This window comes from Paenibacillus sp. 7523-1, assembly GCF_002276415.1.
Taxonomy (GTDB): domain Bacteria; phylum Bacillota; class Bacilli; order Paenibacillales; family Paenibacillaceae; genus Paenibacillus; species Paenibacillus illinoisensis_A.
On record NZ_NPBR01000022.1, the window covers coordinates 31796 to 52575 of the forward strand.

At 46.5% G+C, this 20780-nt stretch carries 20 protein-coding genes and 1 other annotated feature; of the genes, 14 read left to right on the top strand and 6 right to left on the bottom strand.

The genetic code is table 11. The features are described 5' to 3' along the window. Window positions 1–25: 25 nt before the first annotated feature. Window positions 26–1825, top strand: coding sequence for a M3 family oligoendopeptidase (locus tag CHH60_RS22355; protein ID WP_095361229.1), 1800 nt, complete (start codon window positions 26–28; stop codon window positions 1823–1825). Between the two features lie 319 nt (window positions 1826–2144). After that, a complete protein-coding gene (locus CHH60_RS22360) occupies window positions 2145–2558 on the top strand; it encodes an O-methyltransferase (RefSeq protein ID WP_095361230.1) in 414 nt (137 codons plus the stop codon). A 79-nt stretch (window positions 2559–2637) separates the two neighbouring features. Here the strand turns inward: CHH60_RS22360 and CHH60_RS22365 are convergent, their stop codons facing one another. Both CHH60_RS22365 and CHH60_RS22370 read right to left on the bottom strand, forming a co-directional pair. After that, window positions 2638–2871: an alpha/beta-type small acid-soluble spore protein gene (locus CHH60_RS22365; protein ID WP_095292177.1), complete on the bottom strand. Its 234-nt coding sequence runs from the start codon at window positions 2869–2871 to the stop codon at window positions 2638–2640. A 198-nt stretch (window positions 2872–3069) separates the two neighbouring features. Next, complete coding sequence (locus CHH60_RS22370; RefSeq protein ID WP_095361231.1) at window positions 3070–4047, bottom strand: aldose 1-epimerase; 978 nt, start codon at window positions 4045–4047, stop codon at window positions 3070–3072. 241 nt (window positions 4048–4288) lie between these two features. After that, window positions 4289–4535: a binding site (T-box leader), on the top strand. 70 nt (window positions 4536–4605) lie between these two features. Between CHH60_RS22370 and trpS the strand changes: the two genes are divergently transcribed. Next, window positions 4606–5598: a tryptophan--tRNA ligase gene (gene trpS, locus CHH60_RS22380; protein WP_095361233.1), complete on the top strand. Its 993-nt coding sequence runs from the start codon at window positions 4606–4608 to the stop codon at window positions 5596–5598. 117 nt (window positions 5599–5715) lie between these two features. Here trpS and CHH60_RS22385 read toward each other — a convergent pair whose 3' ends face one another. Continuing rightward, window positions 5716–5913: a hypothetical protein gene (locus CHH60_RS22385; RefSeq protein WP_095361234.1), complete on the bottom strand. Its 198-nt coding sequence runs from the start codon at window positions 5911–5913 to the stop codon at window positions 5716–5718. A gap of 118 nt (window positions 5914–6031) precedes the next feature. On the opposite strand from CHH60_RS22385, the gene CHH60_RS22390 reads away from it, so the two are divergent. Then, the gene (locus CHH60_RS22390) at window positions 6032–6250 is read left to right on the top strand and encodes an alpha/beta-type small acid-soluble spore protein (RefSeq protein WP_095292170.1); all 219 of its coding nucleotides are present in this window, start codon (window positions 6032–6034) and stop codon (window positions 6248–6250) included. Window positions 6251–6357: 107 nt separating this feature from the next. On the opposite strand, the gene CHH60_RS22395 is transcribed toward CHH60_RS22390, so the two are convergent. Continuing rightward, window positions 6358–7338, bottom strand: a complete 981-nt coding sequence (locus tag CHH60_RS22395) for a metal-dependent hydrolase (protein WP_095361235.1) — start codon at window positions 7336–7338, stop codon at window positions 6358–6360. A gap of 257 nt (window positions 7339–7595) precedes the next feature. Here CHH60_RS22395 and cyoE point away from each other — a divergent pair, with 257 nt between their 5' ends. Further along, on the top strand, window positions 7596–8525 hold the full coding sequence (gene cyoE, locus CHH60_RS22400; RefSeq protein WP_095361236.1) for a heme o synthase: 930 nt from the start codon (window positions 7596–7598) through the stop codon (window positions 8523–8525). Between the two features lie 237 nt (window positions 8526–8762). After that, complete coding sequence (locus CHH60_RS22405; RefSeq protein WP_095361390.1) at window positions 8763–9374, top strand: SCO family protein; 612 nt, start codon at window positions 8763–8765, stop codon at window positions 9372–9374. 100 nt (window positions 9375–9474) lie between these two features. Here CHH60_RS22405 and CHH60_RS22410 read toward each other — a convergent pair whose 3' ends face one another. Together CHH60_RS22410 and CHH60_RS22415 are read right to left on the bottom strand one after the other, a co-directional pair. Then, a complete protein-coding gene (locus CHH60_RS22410; protein ID WP_095361237.1) occupies window positions 9475–9822 on the bottom strand; it encodes a toprim domain-containing protein in 348 nt (115 codons plus the stop codon). A gap of 165 nt (window positions 9823–9987) precedes the next feature. Further along, window positions 9988–11169, bottom strand: a complete 1182-nt coding sequence (locus CHH60_RS22415; protein ID WP_095361238.1) for an MFS transporter — start codon at window positions 11167–11169, stop codon at window positions 9988–9990. Window positions 11170–11386: 217 nt separating this feature from the next. On the opposite strand from CHH60_RS22415, the gene CHH60_RS22420 reads away from it, so the two are divergent. From CHH60_RS22420 to CHH60_RS22455, 8 genes are all read left to right on the top strand, one after another. Next, on the top strand, window positions 11387–11842 hold the full coding sequence (locus CHH60_RS22420) for an ATPase (protein WP_095361239.1): 456 nt from the start codon (window positions 11387–11389) through the stop codon (window positions 11840–11842). 18 nt (window positions 11843–11860) lie between these two features. After that, window positions 11861–13009 (top strand): transglutaminase domain-containing protein, encoded by a 1149-nt coding sequence (locus CHH60_RS22425; RefSeq protein ID WP_095361240.1) that lies wholly within the window; start codon window positions 11861–11863, stop codon window positions 13007–13009. Window positions 13010–13115: 106 nt separating this feature from the next. Next, window positions 13116–15140, top strand: a complete 2025-nt coding sequence (locus CHH60_RS22430) for a peptidoglycan D,D-transpeptidase FtsI family protein (protein ID WP_095361241.1) — start codon at window positions 13116–13118, stop codon at window positions 15138–15140. 327 nt (window positions 15141–15467) lie between these two features. Then, the gene (locus CHH60_RS22435; protein ID WP_095361242.1) at window positions 15468–15995 is read left to right on the top strand and encodes a hypothetical protein; all 528 of its coding nucleotides are present in this window, start codon (window positions 15468–15470) and stop codon (window positions 15993–15995) included. Window positions 15996–16013: 18 nt separating this feature from the next. After that, window positions 16014–16415 (top strand): hypothetical protein, encoded by a 402-nt coding sequence (locus CHH60_RS22440; RefSeq protein ID WP_095361243.1) that lies wholly within the window; start codon window positions 16014–16016, stop codon window positions 16413–16415. A gap of 310 nt (window positions 16416–16725) precedes the next feature. Then, window positions 16726–18702 carry a peptidoglycan D,D-transpeptidase FtsI family protein gene (locus CHH60_RS22445; protein ID WP_095361244.1) on the top strand — a complete coding sequence of 659 codons (1977 nt, stop codon included), beginning with the start codon at window positions 16726–16728 and terminating at the stop codon, window positions 18700–18702. A 309-nt stretch (window positions 18703–19011) separates the two neighbouring features. Further along, entirely contained in the window at window positions 19012–19926 is a 915-nt protein-coding gene (locus CHH60_RS22450) for a metal ABC transporter solute-binding protein, Zn/Mn family (protein ID WP_255248051.1), read from the top strand. A 57-nt stretch (window positions 19927–19983) separates the two neighbouring features. Then, window positions 19984–20778, top strand: a complete 795-nt coding sequence (locus tag CHH60_RS22455; RefSeq protein ID WP_095361391.1) for a metal ABC transporter ATP-binding protein — start codon at window positions 19984–19986, stop codon at window positions 20776–20778. Window positions 20779–20780 lie beyond the last annotated feature (2 nt).

Below are 20780 nucleotides of genomic sequence, written 5' to 3' on the forward strand. Positions count from 1 at the left end.
TCCAAAAAGAGAGGTGCCTTATTAAATGAAAACACCACTAAAACCTGTATGGGATCTGGAGTCCATTTTTAGTGGAGGTTCTTCCTCCGAATCGTTCGCTGCGTACTTGGCCCGGCTGGAACAGGATGTACGCAAACTTCAAACCCTGTTGATTGAAACCGCTGCACCAAAGACGCTTGAAGAAACTCATGCATTCGACGACATTCTTGAATTACTGCAGAGCTGTTACATTCGTATTTCGGAAGGTTCTGCATTTGTGTCCTGCTTATCATCGCAAAATCAGCAGGATAAGAAGGCTACTCAGCTGCAAGGCACCGTTAGTACTCTTGGAGCCATGCTGAACAGCAGCAAGTCCCGTTTTGACAACCTCCTTAGTCAGACAGCAGATGACGTATGGGAGAAGTGGATTGCTCGCGAAGATATCGAGCCCTTGGCTTTTGTACTGAATGAGAGCCGGACACAGGCTCGTGAGAAGCTGTCCCCTGAACTTGAAGGACTTGCGCTGGATCTGGGCGTGGATGGTTATCATGGTTGGGGCAAGTTCTATAATACGATCGTAAGTAAAGTGAACATTCCGTTTGAACAAAACGGTGAGACGATCATGCTCTCCGCCGGACAGGCTGCCAACAAGCTGAGTGACAGTGATCGCAACGTGCGTGAAACGGTATTTGCGAGCTGGGAGAAGGCTTGGACGGATGTAGAAGACTTCTGCGCCGATACATTAAACCATCTAGCCGGATTCCGTCTTAAGTTATATGAGAACCGCGGCTGGGACGATATTCTCAAAGAACCACTAGCCATCAACCGGATGTCTCGCCAAACGCTCGATACGATGTGGGACGTTATCAACGGAGCCAAACCGGCACTCGTGAAGTATCTGGAACGTAAGGCGGAGCTGCTTGGTGTGGATAAACTCAGCTGGAGCGATATTGATGCACCTGTAGGCAAGTCGGGTGGCAAAGTGACTTATGATGAGGCGGCAATCAATATCGTTGAACAATTTGCCAAATTCAGCCCTAAGCTCTCGAAGTTTGCAGAGATGGCGTTTGAGAAACGCTGGATTGAAGCGGAAGATCGCCCAGGCAAACGTCCTGGCGGATTCTGTACTTCTTTGCCGCTGAGCAAAGCTACCCGCATATTCATGACGTTCTCCGGAACGCCATCCAACGTTTCTACACTTGCGCATGAACTAGGACATGGATACCATCAGCATATTATGGAAGAACTTCCTGCATTGAATCAACGATATGCCATGAATGTGGCAGAGACTGCATCCACTTTTGCCGAACTGATTGTTGCTGATGCACTGGTACAGTCAGCGACGGATGAACAGGAGAAGCTGGCTCTGCTGGAAGATAAGATTCAGCGCAGCGTTGCCTTCTTCATGAATATTCATGCCCGTTTCCTGTTTGAGAATCGCTTCTATGAACAGCGCAAAAAAGGCTTGGTTAATGCAGATGAGTTATCCAAGTTGATGGTGGAGGCTCAGCACGAAGCCTTCTGTGGTGTTCTTGCATCGGATCATCCTCACTTCTGGGCATCCAAGCTGCATTTCTATCTGACAGGTGTACCGTTCTATAACTTCCCTTATACCTTTGGCTACATGTTCAGTGCGGGAATCTACGCCAGAGCACAGCAGGAAGGTACAGCCTTTGCAGACAAATATGATGATTTGCTGCGGGATACCGGGCGAATGACGGTGGAAGAACTTGCACAGAAACATCTGGGTACAGATCTGACACAGCCTGACTTCTGGCAAAATGCTGCGAATCTGGTGATTGCCGATATTGAGCAATTTCTTGAAATGACGGCAACCGCGAAGTGACAAATACAGGGAGTGGTACCCAAGCATTTTGAATGAAATGCTTCGTATACTCGTATGTGAAAAAGAGAGCTGCACCACATGTTAACCAGCATGTGGTTGCAGCTCTCTTTGGTTATTTTAGTCGTGGGCCTGATTCGTATAATTTGTCGGATTATCAAGAATTAACTCGTTTTAAAGCATTGGATTGGCAATTAATTGTGCAACTTATAGTTATAATTACCCAAGTTTGTTTCATTTTGTTGAATGAGTATATTTGTTGTCATATAATGAGTCGTAAGTCCTTGTTTTGAAGGATGAAGTGCATAAAGGAGGAGCAATAATGGTAAATATTGACCAGCTTTCATTAGCAAGACAGTTGGATTTGGTGTTTAAAGAACTTGATAAGGAACTGTCAGGGTTAGACTCGGGTGTAGTTTTTGTGCAAATACGCAATAATGTAATTGGAAAGTTCGGTATTCGACATAATCCGATTTCTGGACGGAATGGACAAATGGAAACAGAGGATCAGGGGTTAACTGGAAGTCAGCGCTCCTCATTCCGCGCTATGGCACTTGAGACTTTAAAGTTTAAGCAGAACTGGACGCATGGAGAAATTTCGTATGACTTTACCGTAAGACAAGGCGTGATTTTGGTGGACGCCACGATGGAATCCAATTACAACATGGCTAACCTTATGATTCGCTACCCTAGAACAAATACATACAAGGATTCAGGAATGGAGTCGACATCTTAATGGTGTAGACATGCACAAAAGCGGCGCTTCCGGAGAAGGCCGCTTTTTGGCTCTAAATCATCCAAGCATTAGTCCGAACTTAAGAACGACCAGACAATTGTTGCTCAGCGATTTGTACCAGACGTTTAGTAATGTATCCACCCAGAGAACCTGTCTCACGGGAAGTGTAGTTACCGTAGTAACCGTCTTGTGGAATTGTTACACCCAGCTCTTGCGCAGCTTCCATTTTCAATTGTTGCAATGCTGCGTTTGCTTGAGGAACAACCAGATTGTTGGAACGGCTTCCGCTACCTCTGTTTTGACCTCCGTACATGTGTGTCACCTCCTTATGGCTTGGTGATGTTAGTATGGTTAGAGAATGAGGAAATATACGTGATATGGCGTAAGGAAATAATTGGGATTTAATTGTGGAGAAACACATGAAAAAAGCCGATCCAGACAGGATCGGCCTCTTTGTTAATAAGGTAAATATTATAGGTGTGTTGTACTACCTGTACAAGATTGAAAGGGACTACTCCTTGGTAGGAGCAACAACCTCAATCCGGGTGAGAAGTTCAACGGGTTGTTCAGGTTCCAAACGAATTAACCCGGTTTGTTCATCCGTCAGAGGGAGGTTCGGGGCATCGGAGAGCCAGGTGTAGGGCTCAATGCACAGAAACTGATCGGATTCACCCTTGGTAAAGAGCACCCAGTGTTTAAAATACTGTTCATCTGCTGAGTACTTCAGCAGATATCCATCCTGACGACGGAGCTGTGCAGTCGCTGCCTGACCTTCCGTAGCTTTGAGAATGGTATCCCAGTTGCGTCCCTGCATATTTACACCTTGATTTAAGGCGTCCCAATCTCCAAGAGGCTCAAGCTCACCCGTAGGCAGCTGTTCCTCGTTCTGAGCATAAACGCCAGAGACAGGTAGTTGAAGTGTCCAATCGGCAGGCTTGCCGTCTAGCAGGAACCATGTATGATATCCCATTCCAAACGGAGCGGGAGTCGAACCCAGGTTGGTAACACGAAGACGCTGGCTCAGCACGGAGTTTTGCAGCCTGAACGTCATTTCGAGCTTCAGAGGCACCGGAAATTGTTCCATCCAATGCTCTTCATTTGCAGTCAGCAATTCGGTTGTAATGGCACAGCCTTCTTCATCTTCTTCAATGTCGCTGACACACCAGGATTGGGTGCGATGGAGACCGTGAATATGGTTGTCATTTGCCGTATTCTGATCGAACTGGTATTTAACCCCTTCGTATTCGAAACGCCCACGATGTATGCGTCCTGGCGGAACCAAAAGAGGTACACCGAAGTGATAAGGTTTCTGCAAATAAAATGCTAAATCATCTTCTTCTGGACTGCGGACGACATCACGATCCTGCACCAGATCACGAATCGAGATGATATTGTTTCCTAGACGCGGCAGCAGGGTGATCTCCAATTCACGGCTATGTAGGATATACGTGTCGTAACCATTCCATTGGCCTTTGGTCACTTGTTTCATATCGATGCTCCTTTTCCCACTTGAAATCTGTCTGCAAGCGGCTTATCATGCTCCGCTGCAGGCGTGTCATTGAGTACATGCCAGCAATCCCATACAGCCTTCCGAGGTAGGGCTAATACAGGATAAGCAATTCCATCATAACAGATTTCGGCTTGGCGGGTAAAAAAAGCTGATTCCATTTTTGACAATCTGCGTGAAGCGGATTAAGATGGAATGCAGAAGGAAATAACATATGAATTGAATCAAAGCGATGACAGGGACAAGTAAGTTAGGAGAAAACTCTTCAGAAAGCCGGTGGGTGATGCGAACCGGTGTGAACTCTTTACCGAATGGACCCTTGAGTGCCGATTGGAACAGGTGCCTTGCAGAAATGCAAAACTTACCTCAGTAGAATTGGACGTCTATTCCACGTTACGGGAAAATGAAGGTGTTTTTCGCATGATTGAAAAACACGAATAAGGGTGGCACCACGGTCTCACGTCCCTTGCGGATGTGAGGCTTTTTTGCGTCCGCGGAGAAGAAACAGGCGAACAAAACATGAGGAGGCGCGAGTGACTTATGAAAACTGTATTATCTGGAATCCAGCCGAGCGGTAAACTTACCCTGGGCAACTATATTGGTGCAATCAAGAATTTTGTGAAGCTGCAGCATGATTACCAATGCCATTTTATGGTGGTAGATCTCCACGCAGTAACCGTGGCTCAGGAGCCAGCTGCACTGCGTGAACAGTCCGAAGCCGTGGCTGCACTGTTTCTAGCAGCGGGGATCGATCCAACAAAATCAAATGTGTTCCTGCAATCCCATGTTCCTCAGCACGCTGAGCTTGGATGGTTGATGACGACACTGACATCGATGGGTGAACTGGAGCGGATGACCCAGTTCAAAGATAAATCTTCAGGCAAGGACTCGGTTGGGGCGGGCTTGTTTGTATATCCTTCATTGATGGCAGCAGACATTTTGCTGTACAATGCGGACCTCGTTCCTGTAGGGGAGGATCAAAAACAGCATTTGGAACTCACCCGTGATCTGGCAGGCCGTTTCAATCATCGTTATGGAGAATACTTTACGATTCCGGATCCATATATTCCGCAGGTGGGCGCACGCGTGATGTCCCTGGACGATGCTTCCTCTAAAATGAGTAAAAGTAATCCAAATGCGGGCAGCTACATTGCCCTGCTGGACCCGCCGGATGTAATCCGCAAAAAAATTAGCCGTGCCACGACGGACTCCGGACGTGAAGTGGTTTACGACCCAGCCAACAAGCCAGAGGTCAGCAATCTGATGAGCATCTATGCAGAGTGTGCAGGCATTACGCTGAATGAAGTAGCAGAACGTTACGAGGGTAAAATGTATGGTCCGTTCAAAAAAGAGTTGGCCGAAGTGGTTGTCTCTGTTATTGAACCGTTACAGGAACGATATCGGGAAATTCGTGAATCTGGCGAATTGGCCGAGATTTTGGAGACTTCAGCACGTCGTGCTGAAACAGTCGCTGCCAAAACGCTTCATGATGTGAAAGAACGCATGGGGTTTGTTCCTAGACGTACAGTATAGGCCATCACGGACATCGTTCAACAATGTTAAAACTTCACGATATAAAGTGATGAAAAAAGAGAGGAGCCAACTGCTCCTCTCTTTTTTTGTTCAAATAGAAATTTGAAACCTTCTAGGTCAGGATGTCGATTCGGTTGTAGAACGCAATTCCTGGCGCTCTTTCTTGGCACGAATGACGAAACCCCAGCCGATATTGGCAATGGATAGGATGAACAGCAGCGAGGCTAACCAGCCGTTATAAGAAATCGATATGGCTGAAACCGTTAACAAAACAATCGATGAGAATGCGAACCATAAGGACAAACCTTTACTCATTGGGAAAAACCTCCATCACAAAATTAATGAATCTCCGTATAACTTGAAGCGTGCGAGCCATAATAATCTTGCAAGCTTGCAATACATTACAGACACAGATTGAAAGGAGATTTTAAATATGGCTCAAGGATCTCGTTCTAACAACTTGGTGGTACCTCAAGCAACTGCAGCACTGCAACAATTGAAAATGGAAGCTGCACAGGAACTGGGTGTAACAATCCCGCAAGACGGTTACTACGGTAACTACACTTCCCGTGAGACAGGATCTCTTGGTGGTTACATCACCAAACGTCTGGTACAAATCGCTGAGCAACAATTGTCTGGGTCTGGCAAATAATTTATCATAAAAGCAAGCAACAAAACAAAGGCCCGGAGCGGAAACGCTCCGGGCTTTTCATCGCGCAACAGTTCCTTACTTGATTGTGCCTTTCCCGGTCCTTCTCGTCAAGACCGGGCGGATAAAAGTTTTTTATCCATTTTCTCATCGCTTAACCAGCCGACATACGTATCAATCGTTTCAAAATTACGGTCCATCACGACCACGGCGACAAACGGATACTGCTTGCGGTGTCGATACCGCACATCCGCCCAGCGGACCTTGTATCCTGCAGGCAGCTCCTCTACCTCGGCAACCGCATAGGAGGTGAAGTAGAGAAAAGCATTTACCTCTGGTGATTTCCGTGAGGCGGCGACAGCCGCATGAGTGGAAGACGAGGCATGCAGATGCCAGGTCAGCTCTGCTCCATCCATTTTTCCGATTTCGTAACTGTTATCCGCAAAATGCTTCACCACATGCCAGCGGTTCCAGGATATCGTTGGAATGACGATATAGCGAAGCGCCGGTTTGTTGTTATCCAGCCCTTTCACTTTGGCTACAGCTTGGGCATGGGCAATGATTCGCCATACATAATAGAGGGCTATAACGATATACAGTGTGACAAACAACGGGGCAGGGGCGATCAGATCAAAGGCCCACAGCAGGATTGCCACCACGTGCGAAGCGAACAGAAACGGATCGAAAATATGAATGATATTCCAGGCAATCCATCGTTCCGAGAACGGCCTTGCTGCCTGGGTTCCATAGGTGTTGAACAGATCGGTAAAAACGTGAAAGCCCACGGCGACAGCTGTCCAGGCAGCGACGTGTCCAATGGGAACATCAGGGAAAATCAGTGCAATGACGCCCGTGATGAGCAGAACCCATAATAGAAGAAAGGGCGGCGAGTGGGACATACCCCGATGATTTCGAATGTACAATGAGTTGCTTTTGAGACGCAGCGCCGTATCAATGTCAGGGGCCTGGGAGCCAGCAATGGTACCCACCATCACCGCAGCCGCGAGCATGGGACTGGAAGCCACGACAGGATCGACATAAGCCAGACCTGCCAAACCAATACCCATGACAAAATGTGTAGAAGTATCCATAAACGTCTCCTTTGTGGTGTAGCTCAATTTCATCATATTAATGATTCTATATCTAGGTGATACCCATATATAGTGTATATTATCCGCCTGTCTTGACGCAAAACAGCCAAAACCCGAAAAAGTTGTCATAAGAAGTTCATTTCACCCAACATTTGTACGAGCATTGTCATACTCTTGGCCATTTACCTATGATAAACTTTATATCGGAGACAAAGAGAAAAACCTCCAAACCGAGAATTAAGGGGGATTAACCAAGCGTGGACAATCAGTTGGGATACCAGGCTTCTTCCGATTCTGCAACATTGACCTCGCCTCCGACCAAGTCGGGATCGTGGAAAGACTTTATTCATATCACCAAACCGGGAATACTTCGAACCAATCTTATTGCCGTTTTTGGAGGGTTTTGGCTGGCATCCCAGTGGGATATCAACTTGGTAAAGATGCTGCTGACCTTACTTGGGACTGCGCTAGTTATGGCTTCTTCCTGCGTATTTAACAATTATTTTGATCGTGAACTTGATTTGAAAATGGAACGTACCCGCAACCGCTCCTTACCGACGGGAAGGTTAACACCGAAGGTGGTTTTGTCGTATGCGATTATTTTAGGCGTGCTAGGCTTAACTGTTCTTTTTGCTTTTTCGGGTATACTTGCCGGATTATGCGGCATTTTTGGCATGTTTGTCTATGTTGTTATTTACACGCTTTGGTTAAAACGATCCTCAACATGGAGCACATCCATCGGAGGTTTGTCAGGTGCCATGCCGCCAGTTATCGGCTATGTCGCTGTAACGGGACGTTTGGACCTGGGTGCATGGCTGCTTCTTGCCATGTTGTTCCTGTGGCAGCCTCCGCATTTCTGGGCGCTCGCCATCCGTCGGGTAGAGGATTATCGGGCCGGTGGATTTCCGCTGCTGCCCGTAGTGAAGGGCATTGAACGGACCAAGATTCAAATGATTCCTTATCTGGTGCTGCAGATTTTTGTTCCCATTCTAATGTATGCATACGGGTATGCCGGTATTTTTTATCTGACGGTGTCACTGGTGCTGTCGGTACTGTGGCTATATTATGCCCTCAAAGGATTTCGTGCACAGGATACGGACGCCTGGGCCAAAAAGGTGTTTATTTATTCCATTAATTATCTGTCTCTAAGCTTCATACTGATGATTCTGGATACGGTTCATAAATAATGGATTGGAGTACTGTGAAGGTGCAAAATAAATGCTTGGGCATCTGCATCAAGAACGGTTACAATAAGGAAGGGTCCCATCCAGAGTGGGGTTCTTCGTATACATATGCAATTTTTAGCAAAAGAAGTTACTTATTTCTTCATAACGTGACATCCCGGGCAAGAAACGATAGCCGTGTAATTCAAAGTAAGATATGTATGCGCATTCATATCGAGAGTACAAGAAAGGACGAGGATGATGCTGAAAAAGTACAAATGGACCTGGATGCTGCTGGGTCTCGCACTGATTATGGCAGTATACCTTATGTGGGGCACCGTCTTTGCCAGCAAGGAGAAATTACCCGAGATTCGGGAGATCCAATCTTTCTCCATGGAAAATGTGGATGGGACAACCGTTTCGCTCGATGATACCAAAGGCAAGGTGCGGCTGTTCTATTTTTATTTCACCAGTTGTCCTGATGTATGCCCAATTACGACGTTTACGTTGTCCCAGGTGCAGGATTTGTTGAAGGAAGATGGCACATTCGGCAAGGATGCTTCCTTTGTTTCGATTTCATTTGATCCGGAAGTCGATACCAAGGAGAAAATTAAGGAATTCGCGGACCGTTTCCATGCGGATTATGACGGGTGGTATTTCCTGCGAGGGGATATGGATAAAACAAAGCAGCTCGCCAAGGATTCATTTCAGATTCTGATTGAAGGCGAGAGCAAGGATGATTTTGCACATATGAACATGATTGGTCTCGTAGATCAGAACAATCAGCTGCGCAAGGTGTATAACGCATTTAATACAGAAGATGTCGAGCCTGCAGTAATCGCAGAGGATATCCGCAATCTGATCAATGAATAATCTGTTCTAATTATATTAGAATCATATTAGTATCCATAAAAAAAGGCTGCTAGCGGGTTGGTAAATAACCGCTAAGCAGCCTTTTGCAATTGTTTTACGTTTAGAATGATGGGTACTCGGGGTATTGAATATACTCTTCCAATCCGGCCTTCTCCAACTGGGCAATGATGTATTCATCAGGGGTTCCTTCCACACCCGCATAACCACGTCTGGTATACATCTGCACTGCATCGGGGAAGGCGTCCCGCAGCACACTTCTGATTTTTTTGCCTGAACTGTCATTATCCATAAACAGATATACTTCATCGTAACCAACCTGTTTGCGCAGGGACTCCAGCTTGAGCGAATTCAGAGTGCCGAATGTACATAAAATGTTGATTTCCGGTCCAACGAGACGTTTCAGCTTGCTGCGATCATTCTTACCTTCCACAATGACATGAATAGGCATGATATTCACCTCTTGTTCGAGAGCTAGTGTCGACATTCCCCGGGAAATGTTGCAGCGAAAATCGACTGGATTATATATAGTTTAGCTGTAAATGGGGGAATGATGCAAAGCAAAGGTAAATACAAGCCATTTTAATAAAAAATGGACTTACATCATGGATCACGTCTATCCCAGTACGCTATTTGGATCTGTTGAAGACAGGGATGCCTCACGTCTGCTGGTGAAGTAAGGAAGGAGCAGAATGCCGACCATTAATAGAATAAACGCGATAAAATACGGCGAGACACCTACACGCAGCTGACCTGCGGCGATGGGACCAATGAAGGACCCGATGGAGGTAGCAATGGATTGCAGTGAAAAAATACGTCCCAGCTTGCTTCCGCCGCTTAAACGGATAAACAGGGTCGCCATGGCTGGAAAAGTAATCCCTTTGGACATGCCCAGTACAAAGAGCACAGCAGCGAGAGGGATGTCCGGGAAGGCTGCTAACGTGAAGAAACAGAGAGACATCAGCAGGACCCCTGCAGTTAAACGCAGCTTGGGCGAATAGCGATTAAGAAAAAGCATGCTGAGCGTAAGCAGTGCCCCGATACTAATGACCGAAAACAATAGCCCCGTAGACATCATGGACGAGTGTCCTCCGCCCCGGAGAGGTAATTCAAAAAACAGGATCCCCTGTGCACACGCAATGACCAGCGGCAATGCAAAATAACGCCAGGAGACAGGTATGAAGGTATTCGTACTTCCTCCGAGGTTAGCAGGCTTGGGAGGTACGGTTTCTTTCTCTCGCTGAACATCGACAAGCCCCTTCGGCATGGACAACCAGGCAATCATGCCTGACAGAATGAGCAGGTATCCAAGACTCGCAAAGGTAGCAGAGAATCCCAAAGCGCCAACAATCAGTGCTCCGGCAGCCGGGGATACAACAGACGCCAGCGTATGCACAACACCATGTCCGGACATATACTTGCCCTGAGTGACCGGGTTGGTCGACAGCTGTGCAAGCAGGGCAAGACAGGCCGGAGACAGAAAAGCGAGCACAAAGCCGCTGATGGAACGAAGTGCAAGCAGCTGCCATGGCGTGTGAATGTGGGCTTGCAGCAGCAGAATAATGCCTGCTCCAAGCAGACTAAACACGATATAACGCCGACTGCCATGTTTATCGATTTGTGTGCCGGCAATTAAATTGCCGGGAAGATGAGTCAAGGAGTAGATACCCATCATCCACCCGATGAAGGTGGGTGCAGCCCCGAGCGAGATGGCAAAGGGGGTCAGGATGGGATATTGGGCGTGCAGGTCAAAAACAGCAAGAAACAAAAATAGATAGAGCCAGATGGCCGTTTTCACAAAAGCCCCTCCTTGTTAAACGATGCATGTTCATGCCAGGTCGTCAAAATGCGTTCCCGATTTTTCATGCAAAACCTCATGGTACTACTTGTACGTTCAACTGGACGAACTTAGACCTTTATTTTTACGGGAGAGTGCTTAGCTGACAGCGGGTTCGGAAATCATGTATAATATTCGGGAAGTGTGATTTCTTAACTCTAATACGGAAGGTGTAATCATGAACATAGAAGTGATCAAAGAGTTTGTGATACAGAACTGGCTGGTGATCGTCGTTGCACTGATCATTTTGTTCTTTGTTCTGAATGTGGTCAAAACCGTATTGAAATGGGCGATTGCCATCATCATTATTGCGGCTCTGTTGATATACAGCGGCATCTCCATCGATCAGATTAAACAGACGGTTTCGGATGTGCAGTCCAGTACGATGGACACATTGAAAAAGGAAGCCACCAATATGATGGTGAAAGAAGCTTCCAAGGCCACCTACGCCAAAGGACAGGATGGACAATTTACCATTACTAGTCCCAATGTGGAAATTAAGGGGACAGCTGGATCGAACAAGGTCAATGTGACCTTGCGCGGAATTTCACTTGGCGAATGGAATCTCGACAATGAAACGATACGTACGTTTGTCGAACAGGCCAGAGGAAATGGAACTGTACCAGCTTCTTAGCAAAGGGGGAATGAATACGTGTTGCAGAGTTGGCTGGACAGCCTGAAGGAATTCAATGGCATCACGATTATGCTGTTATTGATTGTGGCAGCTTCATTGCTTCAGGGATGGTCCAGAGGGGCTTCGCGTTCTGCAGGAAGACTATTTGGATTCCTGATGGATGGCATTATGGCGGTCATTGGCATTCTGTTGTCCATTGGTTTGACCCTTTGGCTGGCGCCGTATGTGCAGCAGTGGTTGTCTGCACATGCTTCAGCCATGCCGAATCGGGATCTGAACCGATGGGAGCAGATGTATTATACGTTGGTTACGGCGATTGCTGATTTTCCATTGATGCGTTTTGCCGTGTTGTTTGTGCTTAGCTATGGATTTATTCGTTTAATTCTTGGCTTGTTCTCTTCCCTTTTCTTCAGAAGGAGATACCATTCGGCAGAACAAGAGAGTAGTCCTAAGGGGATTATTAGCCGCTTCATGGGTGCGATCATAGGAGCAGTCATTGGGTCTGCCCGCGGGATGATTGTCATTGCCGTTCTTTTCATGATTGTCAGCCTGTATCCCGGAAGCATGTTTAGCCGATATGTAGAGGCTTCGCCGATCTACATGCAGGGAGCAAAGTCCGTTATTGAACCGTTATCCGGTAACCTGATCAAGGACAAGCTTCCGGTATTTACCCAAGCAGTTCAAAAGGAACTGGGCGGGATTTTGCAGCGGAAGTATGAGGTCATTGACCACAATATTCCGGCAGATATTGAATCTGCAGCTAGTGAGATTGTGAAAGGTCAAAACACGGAAGAAGCAAAAGCACGCGCCCTGTATGATTGGGTAGGTTCCCGCATTCAATATGATTACGGGAAAGTGGATGATTATGAGCAAAAAGGCATATGGCATGAACAGACACCGCAGAACACGTTTGATACGCGTAAAGGGGTATGCATTGATTACGCGCGTCTGTATGCGGTCATGGCCCGTTCACAAGGACTGGATGTTAAGGTCGTTACAGGACTTGGATACAACGGCCAGGGCGGATATGGCCCACATGCATGGAATGAAATTTATTTGAGTGATTCCCAGAGCTGGATTCCGCTTGATCCGACATGGGCGGTGAGTGGTGACTGGTTCAATCCTCCGAATTTTGCCGATACCCATCTGAAAGATCAGACAGCATAACATTACACCGGACAGGGTTCCGGATTATGACGACGTTGCCAGGTTATCATGCCGCGGCTGGACTTCTAAGAGCGGTATGCATCAAGTCATGAAAGAGGTAGGATGAATGAACAATCATTCAAAAGAGAAGGATGAACTTACTGACAAACGGCGCTTCAGTTACCGGATGAACGTATTTTTCTTCGCTTCCTTTGTTATTTTTAGCGTTATTATCGTACGGCTGGCGTTTCTGCAATTCGTTGAAGGGCCTGAGCTCAGTCAGGAAGAGGCCAGCAACATTACCAAGGATGTGCCGCTCGCTCCGGTGAGAGGAACCATCTATGATTCAACCGGTGAGGTGAAGCTGGCGTATTCCAAGCCGATTCAGTCTCTATACCTGACGCTCTATAAAAACTATGGTGATGTAAACGGACAACCAAGTCCAAACTTCCCGGAAGCTCAGGATATTGCAACAAGGCTGCATGATGTGTTTGAACAGTACAAAACCAAGGAGTCGGAGTCCCTTACCGTTGAGCAGATCATTGAAGCGATGGACCTCAACTCCCGCAAGGCGAATGGCTTCATGCCACGACTTATCAAGAGCGATCTGTCTGAGGAAGAAGTGGCTTATTTCCTTCAGCACAAGGATGAATTCACGGGAATTCAGATTGTTGAAGAAAGTGTGCGTTACTATGATCCGGACACGGTGGCTGTTCAGACGATCGGATATTTGAAAAAGTTTAAAAGTTCCAAAACGTTGAACAAATACAAAGAGGTTGATGAGGCCAACAAAACGCAAACTGATCCTGGGCTGGTATATACGGAAAATGAGTTTGTTGGATTTGATGGACTTGAATTGCAATATCAGGATGTGCTGCGCGGTAAAAGCGGTTATAACTCTGTGGATGTGGATTTGCGGAATTTGCCTGAGGGCGTTGCAGGGTCTACTCCACCTGAGAAGGGCTATGACCTGATTACGAGCATCAACAAAAACGTGCAGGTGAAGACAGAGCAGGCGATCCTGGATCAACTGAGCTGGCTGCATACACACCCGGTTTCTGGTAGACTTCACCCGAATGCTAAGACAGGTTTTGCGGTAGCGATGGAAGTGGACACTGGGAAAATTGTGTCGATCGCCAGTATGCCGGACTACGATACGAACATCTGGAGAACAGGAAGCATCACGAACGAACAATATGATGACATCAAATATGTTTATCAAAATGGTACCATTCGTTCCTTCCCTCCGGATGATTCCAAAAAGCGGGCTGAATCGGTTGTATTGCTTGGTTCCACGATCAAACCTCTGAGTGTATTGATTGGTCTAAAGGAAGGTTTCTTCACTACGAATACCGTATATCCAGACAGGGGGTCTACAACTTTCGGAGGGGATAACCGCAGAGTACAGAACTCTTCCGGTCACGTATACGGTCCGTTGACTCCACATGATGCGATTCGTCACTCTTCCAACGTTTTTATGATCGATGAAATCGGTAAGAAGTTGTACACCCAATATGGTGCCGGAGGGATCGATATATGGGATAAGTACATGAAGCAATTCGGTCTCGGTGTTTCAACTGGAATCGATCTGCCAAACGAATGGCTGGGATACAGAGAATACACGAATGAACAGGAAAGTTCTCTGACTCGTCTTGTGTATGCTTCTTTTGGTCAACAGGGGAAATACACGGCCATGCAGCTTGCCCAATATACAACGATGCTGGCCAACAAGGGTAAACGAATGGAGCCGCAATTGGTGAGCGAGATCCGAGATTCCGAAGGGAATGTCGTAGAGAAAATGAAACCAAAAGTGCTGAGTACAGTCGATTTCAATGACGCTTATTGGAATGAGGTACAACGAGGCATGGCTACAGAGGTTACTGCATTTAGCGGATTCCCTTATGACTTTGCCAGAAAAACAGGTACCTCTACCCAGGTAGTCGGCGGGAAATTGGTCGACAACGGGGTATTTATCGCTTATGCACCGCGAGAAAATCCAAAACTGGCTGTAGCCGTGGTCATTCCTGAAGGGGGCTTCGGTTCCAACAGTGCGGCTCCAGTTGCACGTGCGATCTTCGATGCGTATGACGAGGAGTTCGGCCTCGATGGTGTTCCGAAGAAAGATAAAACGGAAGAAACAGATACACCATAATACCAGTCAATTCAAACATAAGATAGGCAATATGTTTGTCATGATTTTATGAAATTGCATTGAAAGTAGATATAATCGGCGTCCATCCAGGAGATGGCGTCGATTTTTTTTGAAAAGATTTACGATATAAAATAAAAATATGCGACAAGAGGATAAAAATGGTAGAATGGTCCTTGTTTAAAATTATTTTAGGAAAAGTCGGCTAATAACGGCTGAGATGCTGATACAGTGTTTGATATAATACAGCTTAGTCTTGCCTGATAAAATCTAATAGCTTCAGTAGTCTCATTGGGATTTTTATACATACTTAGTTCCGGAGGAAAATAAATGAGAACGTTTTTTGGAGTGCTTTTTATAATTATTGCGTTACCTATTTTACTTCTATTTTTAGCTTTGTTGACCCGAGTACAGAAAGGATATGATCTGTTTATCGTGATAACAGTCTTCCTTTTACCGGGGATTATATTGATGTGGGCTGGCATTAAAAACCTCAATAGTAGGCCCAAGATATCGTATTCCGTTTCTCCCTATCCTCGAAACAATTATGTAGGGAATGATGGGGATAACGACCATCTACACCGGCTGGATTCAGATATCAAACCTAACGTTTTTCAACAGAACATCAACGTTTTTAACGGTCATAGAGATCAGCAGTTTGGGGTTGATCTAAACCATGATTTTTCACCGTTTAATACATACAATAACAGTTCATCTCAGAATGAGCACAGACAGGAAGCGCAACGGCCCAAGGTCGTCATTTCAGCGGAGTGTTCCGGGTGCGGAGCAAAGGTCAAGGTTCAAGGCACGATGTCTGCAGAGTGCGAATATTGTGGCACGACTGTTGAACTTTCGTAACTCAGAAGGGGAATTTTAATGAAAAAAATATTGGCTATCATCCTGTTTCTATTATCATGTCTGCCCGTTTATTCTCTCTCTGTTCATACAGCCCTAAAGGGAGGGTGGGAAATACCTGTTGCTATTTTCTTTCACTTCATTCCAGCAACCTCTCTGTTGTATGTTGTATTTCGATTGTTCAATGGCTATCCGTTATTTGATCGAGGACACCGTTCCGGTTCTACAAACCACAAGTCTAGTGAAGAGCATGACTCATGGGTAGACGAGAGAGAGTGGCATCAGGGAAAAGAACAAGGGGAACCTGAGCAAAAGGAAGAGAAGAAGCTGCAGATTTCTTGTCCTGGTTGTGGTGCAAAGATACACATTTCCATTCATTCCACATCTCCATGTGAATATTGTGGAACTATGGTACATGCTTAATAATTGGGGCAGAGAACAAAGTAGACAACAATAGAATATGTAATCGGTAATTTTTTCCTTGAATTCATTTGAGGAAGGGTTGCCGATATTTTTTTGTGATTTTGTTGATAAATGAAGTCTGGTCCCGAAACCAGTTTGCTAAATTGTCACTTGCATATGTTCAAGATGACTCATGTTTACGAAAATGTAACCAAATTTTGGGGGACATGGAAGTTGACCTTTGATAAACTTATAGAGGGAAAATATCTGAGATATACCTTAATGATTTAGACTGTTAACCATTATTTATATAGAACGGAGAGGCTTATACATGTTTAACCGATGGAGGAGCAAGAAAGCATCCGATGAAGACACAGCTGTCAATAAGCCGTCTGCAGCAAGAATAAACCTGTTCTTTTTCGCTGCATTTGTCATCTTCAGTATCCTTATTTTTCGATTAGCCTTTGTGCAGTTTGTCGAGGGACCTGAATTGACGTATATGGAAACGACACGTAATACTAAAGACATTCCGCTGGCACCTGTGCGTGGACCGATCTATGATGCCACGGGAAAAGTGGCGTTAGCATACTCCGAGCCTGTACAGTCTCTGTATGTATTGTTGTATGAAGATTATAGTAACGGTTCCCGGCAGGAAGAAGCTCAAAAACTCGCAGATGATCTTGCTGCAGTGTTCAAGGAGTTCAACCCTGGTGACAAGGAACAGCCGGATGCTGAGGAGATCATGAAACGCCTCGATCTGGATTACCAGAAGACACACGGTTATACGCCAAGGTTGGTTAAATCCGATCTAAATACGAAAGAAATCGCTTATTTCATGGAAAAAAAGGCTGAATATCCAGGGGCTATGGTTCTGGAGGAAAATGTGAGAAAATATGACCCTGATCGGGTTGCTGTCCAGGTCATTGGCTACACTAGAGAGTTCAAGGGGCAACAAAATAACTTAGATAAGTATAAAGAAATTAGTAAGTCGCTGGCAACGGAAAGGGACCCAGGTCTTCGCTATACTCAGCAAGAAATGGTTGGAGTAGGTGGGCTGGAGTTTCAATATCAGGAGGAACTTCGTGGAAGAAGTGGCTATCAATCTATTGATATTAATGCACGTAATCTTCCTGAAGGAACAATCATGCAGACTCCGCCGGAGAAAGGCTACAGCCTAGTCTCCACAATTAACAAGGAAATTCAGCTGGCAGCTCAGGAAGCGATTACAGATGAACTGCGCAAGCTGCCTAAAGCCATTACGGGGTATGCAGTGGCGATGGAGGTAGATACCGGAAATGTTGTGGCCATGGCGAGCATGCCGGACTACGATCCGAATGATTGGGATTATGAGAAGATCAAATATGTGTACCGGAATGGGACGATTGCCTCCTTCCCACCGAACGATTCCAAGCCTAGGCATGCTGAGTCAGTTGTTCTACTAGGTTCCGTCATTAAACCCCTTAGTGTACTTATCGGCCTGAAAGAAGGCTTGTTCACAGCAGGACAGACCTATCACGATCAGGGATATGCTATTCTGGGGAAAGACGGACGGCAGGTGAGAAACTCTCACTCTGCCTATAATGGTCATATCACGGCAAGACGCGCCATAGAGAAGTCTTCCAATGCGTTTATGATTGATATGGTAGGCAAACGTTTGCTGAATAAATATGGCTCAGAGAAAGGAATCAGAGTTTGGGACGAATACATGAAAGACTTCGGCTTGGGTGTTTCTACAGGCGTGGATCTTCCAGGTGAGTACTTGGGTACACTTGAATACAACGAGGATCATGAATCCGCCTTGACACGGCTAGCGTTTGCCTCGTTTGGTCAACAAGCGAAGTACACGACGCTTCAGCTCGCACAATATACCACGATGCTTGCCAATAAGGGCAAACGGATGGAGCCTCATTTGGTGAAAGAAATCCGTGACGCAGAAGGCAATGTCGTTAAAAAAATTAAACCTAAAGTTTTAAACGAAGTGGATTTTGCGGATGCATACTGGAATGAAGTACACCGCGGCATGGTCACCAAAGTAAGCTCGTTTGACGGATTCCCTTACGACTATGCCCGTAAAACAGGTACGTCCGAGCAGGGAACCGGACCGAATAAAAAGGAGAACGGTGTGTTTATCGCATTTGCACCGCGTGAGAATCCAAAACTGGCCATCGCGGTTGTTGTACCGGAAGGCGGATTCGGGTCTGTCAGTGCGTCGCCGATTGCACGCAAAATCTTCGATGCATACGATGAGGTGTACGGTCTGGACGGAACGCCAAAAGGGAAAAAGGGTCAGGAGAAGGACAAAGAGTAAAGCAAGACTTTTGAGAAGAAGTATCAAAGTAACGGAGATTATCACATGTGCCGTTGGTTTACTCCATATCATTATTCTGCAAAAATAGCCAGTGAAACGGCTAATAAACGGAACTGGACAGGCAAGGGAAATTATCCCTTGCCTTTTTATTTTGCATCGGCTAAAATTTGCACAAGGGAAACATTATTAGTCTCGTATAAATTTTAATACCTTGTACAACAAAATTAGATGTGGACAATTATGTTAGGAGAGGGAAAGGAGAGGTTGGAATTGTTAATGGTGAAGATGAGGAGTATTCAAAGAGGGTTCATGACGCTGACAGCCCTGGTGTTGATTGTGGTTTTGACCGCTTGTTCCAGCTCAGCCGAATCGGGAAGCACGGAAGGGAAACTGCAGGTTACAGCAACCACAGGCATGATTGCAGATGTAGCACGTGAGATCGGAGGGGCATACGTTGACGTTACCGGGCTAATGGGTCCAGGCGTAGATCCCCATCTGTACAAGGCTTCGCAAGGGGATATCCGCAAGCTGGAGCAAGCTGAGGTCATTTTTTATAACGGGCTGCATCTGGAAGGTAAAATGACTGATATTTTGGAGAAGATGTCCAAGAGTAAAACAGTAACTGCCGTAACAGACGGCATCCCAGTAGATGAATTGCATTCGGGTCAGGAAACCGGAGGTACGGAATATGATCCACATGTCTGGTTTGATGTGAGCCATTGGATGCATGCGGCAGAAACCGTGCGCGATACACTTGTGGAGGCAGATCCGGATCATGCTGAGGCATATCAGGCTCAAGCCGAAGCGTATTTGGCAAAGCTCGAGGAACTGGATAACGAAGTGCGCACAAAAATTCAGGAGATCCCTGCAGCGAGCCGGGTACTTGTTACCGCGCACGATGCTTTTGGGTATTTTGGTGAAGCCTACGGCATGAAAGTGATGGGACTTCAGGGTATCAGCACAGCAGCCGAATATGGTGCGAAGGATGTCAGTGAACTGCGGGATTACCTCGTGGAAAACAATATTAAGGCGGTATTTGTGGAATCGAGTGTGCCGGCAAAAGCGATGGAAGCCATTATTGCCGGAGCCGCCGAAAAAGGACATACGGTCAGCATTGGCGGCGAACTATTCTCGGATGCCATGGGTGCTGAAGGAACAGAAGAAGGTACCTACATTGGCATGATCCGTCACAATACCGAGACGATTGTAGAGGCGTTGAAATAATGATTTTATCCAGAGAGGAGTGGAAGCAGCATGAGCAAGACAACGTTATCTGAGAACATGCTTACGTCCGAGCATCCGAATGATTCGCAGGGAACGCAGCCTACAATGGCTCCGCTTAGTGTTCGGGATCTGGCTGTAGCCTATCATAAAAAGCCAGTCCTCAGCGGGGTTTCCTTTGATATACCCGAAGGACAGCTCATCGGCATTCTCGGTCCGAACGGGGCAGGGAAGTCTACCCTGATCAAGGCAGTACTCGGACTGGTACCGAAAATGCATGGTGAGGTGCGGATTTTTGGCCAGTCTTACCGTGAGCAGCGGCGCCGGATCGGCTACGTTCCCCAGCGGGAATCAGTCGATTGGGATTTTCCAACCCATGCGCTGGATGTGGTGATGATGGGCAGGTACGGTCACCTGGGCTGGTTTCGTCGTCCAGGCAAGAAGGAACGGGATCTGGCTGCACACTGCCTCGAGCAAGTGGGTATGGGAGACTATATGCATCGCCAGATTAGCCAGCTGTCGGGCGGACAGCAGCAGCGAGTCTTTTTGGCTCGTGCACTGGTTCAGGATGCGGATCTGTATTTCATGGATGAACCGTTTGCAGGCGTGGATGCCACAACGGAAAAGGCCATCATTTCCCTTTTGGAACAGCTGAAAAAGCAAGGGAAGACGGTACTCGTAGTTCATCACGATCTGGCGACGGTGGAGGAATATTTCGACCATGTGCTGCTGCTCAATGGGCGACTGGTTGCCGGCGGACCGACAAGCGAAGTGTTTGTACCGGATACGCTGCAGGAAACTTACGGAGGCCGGATTGCGATGATCGGAAGCCGGACGGAGAAGGGCCAGGTGTAGTC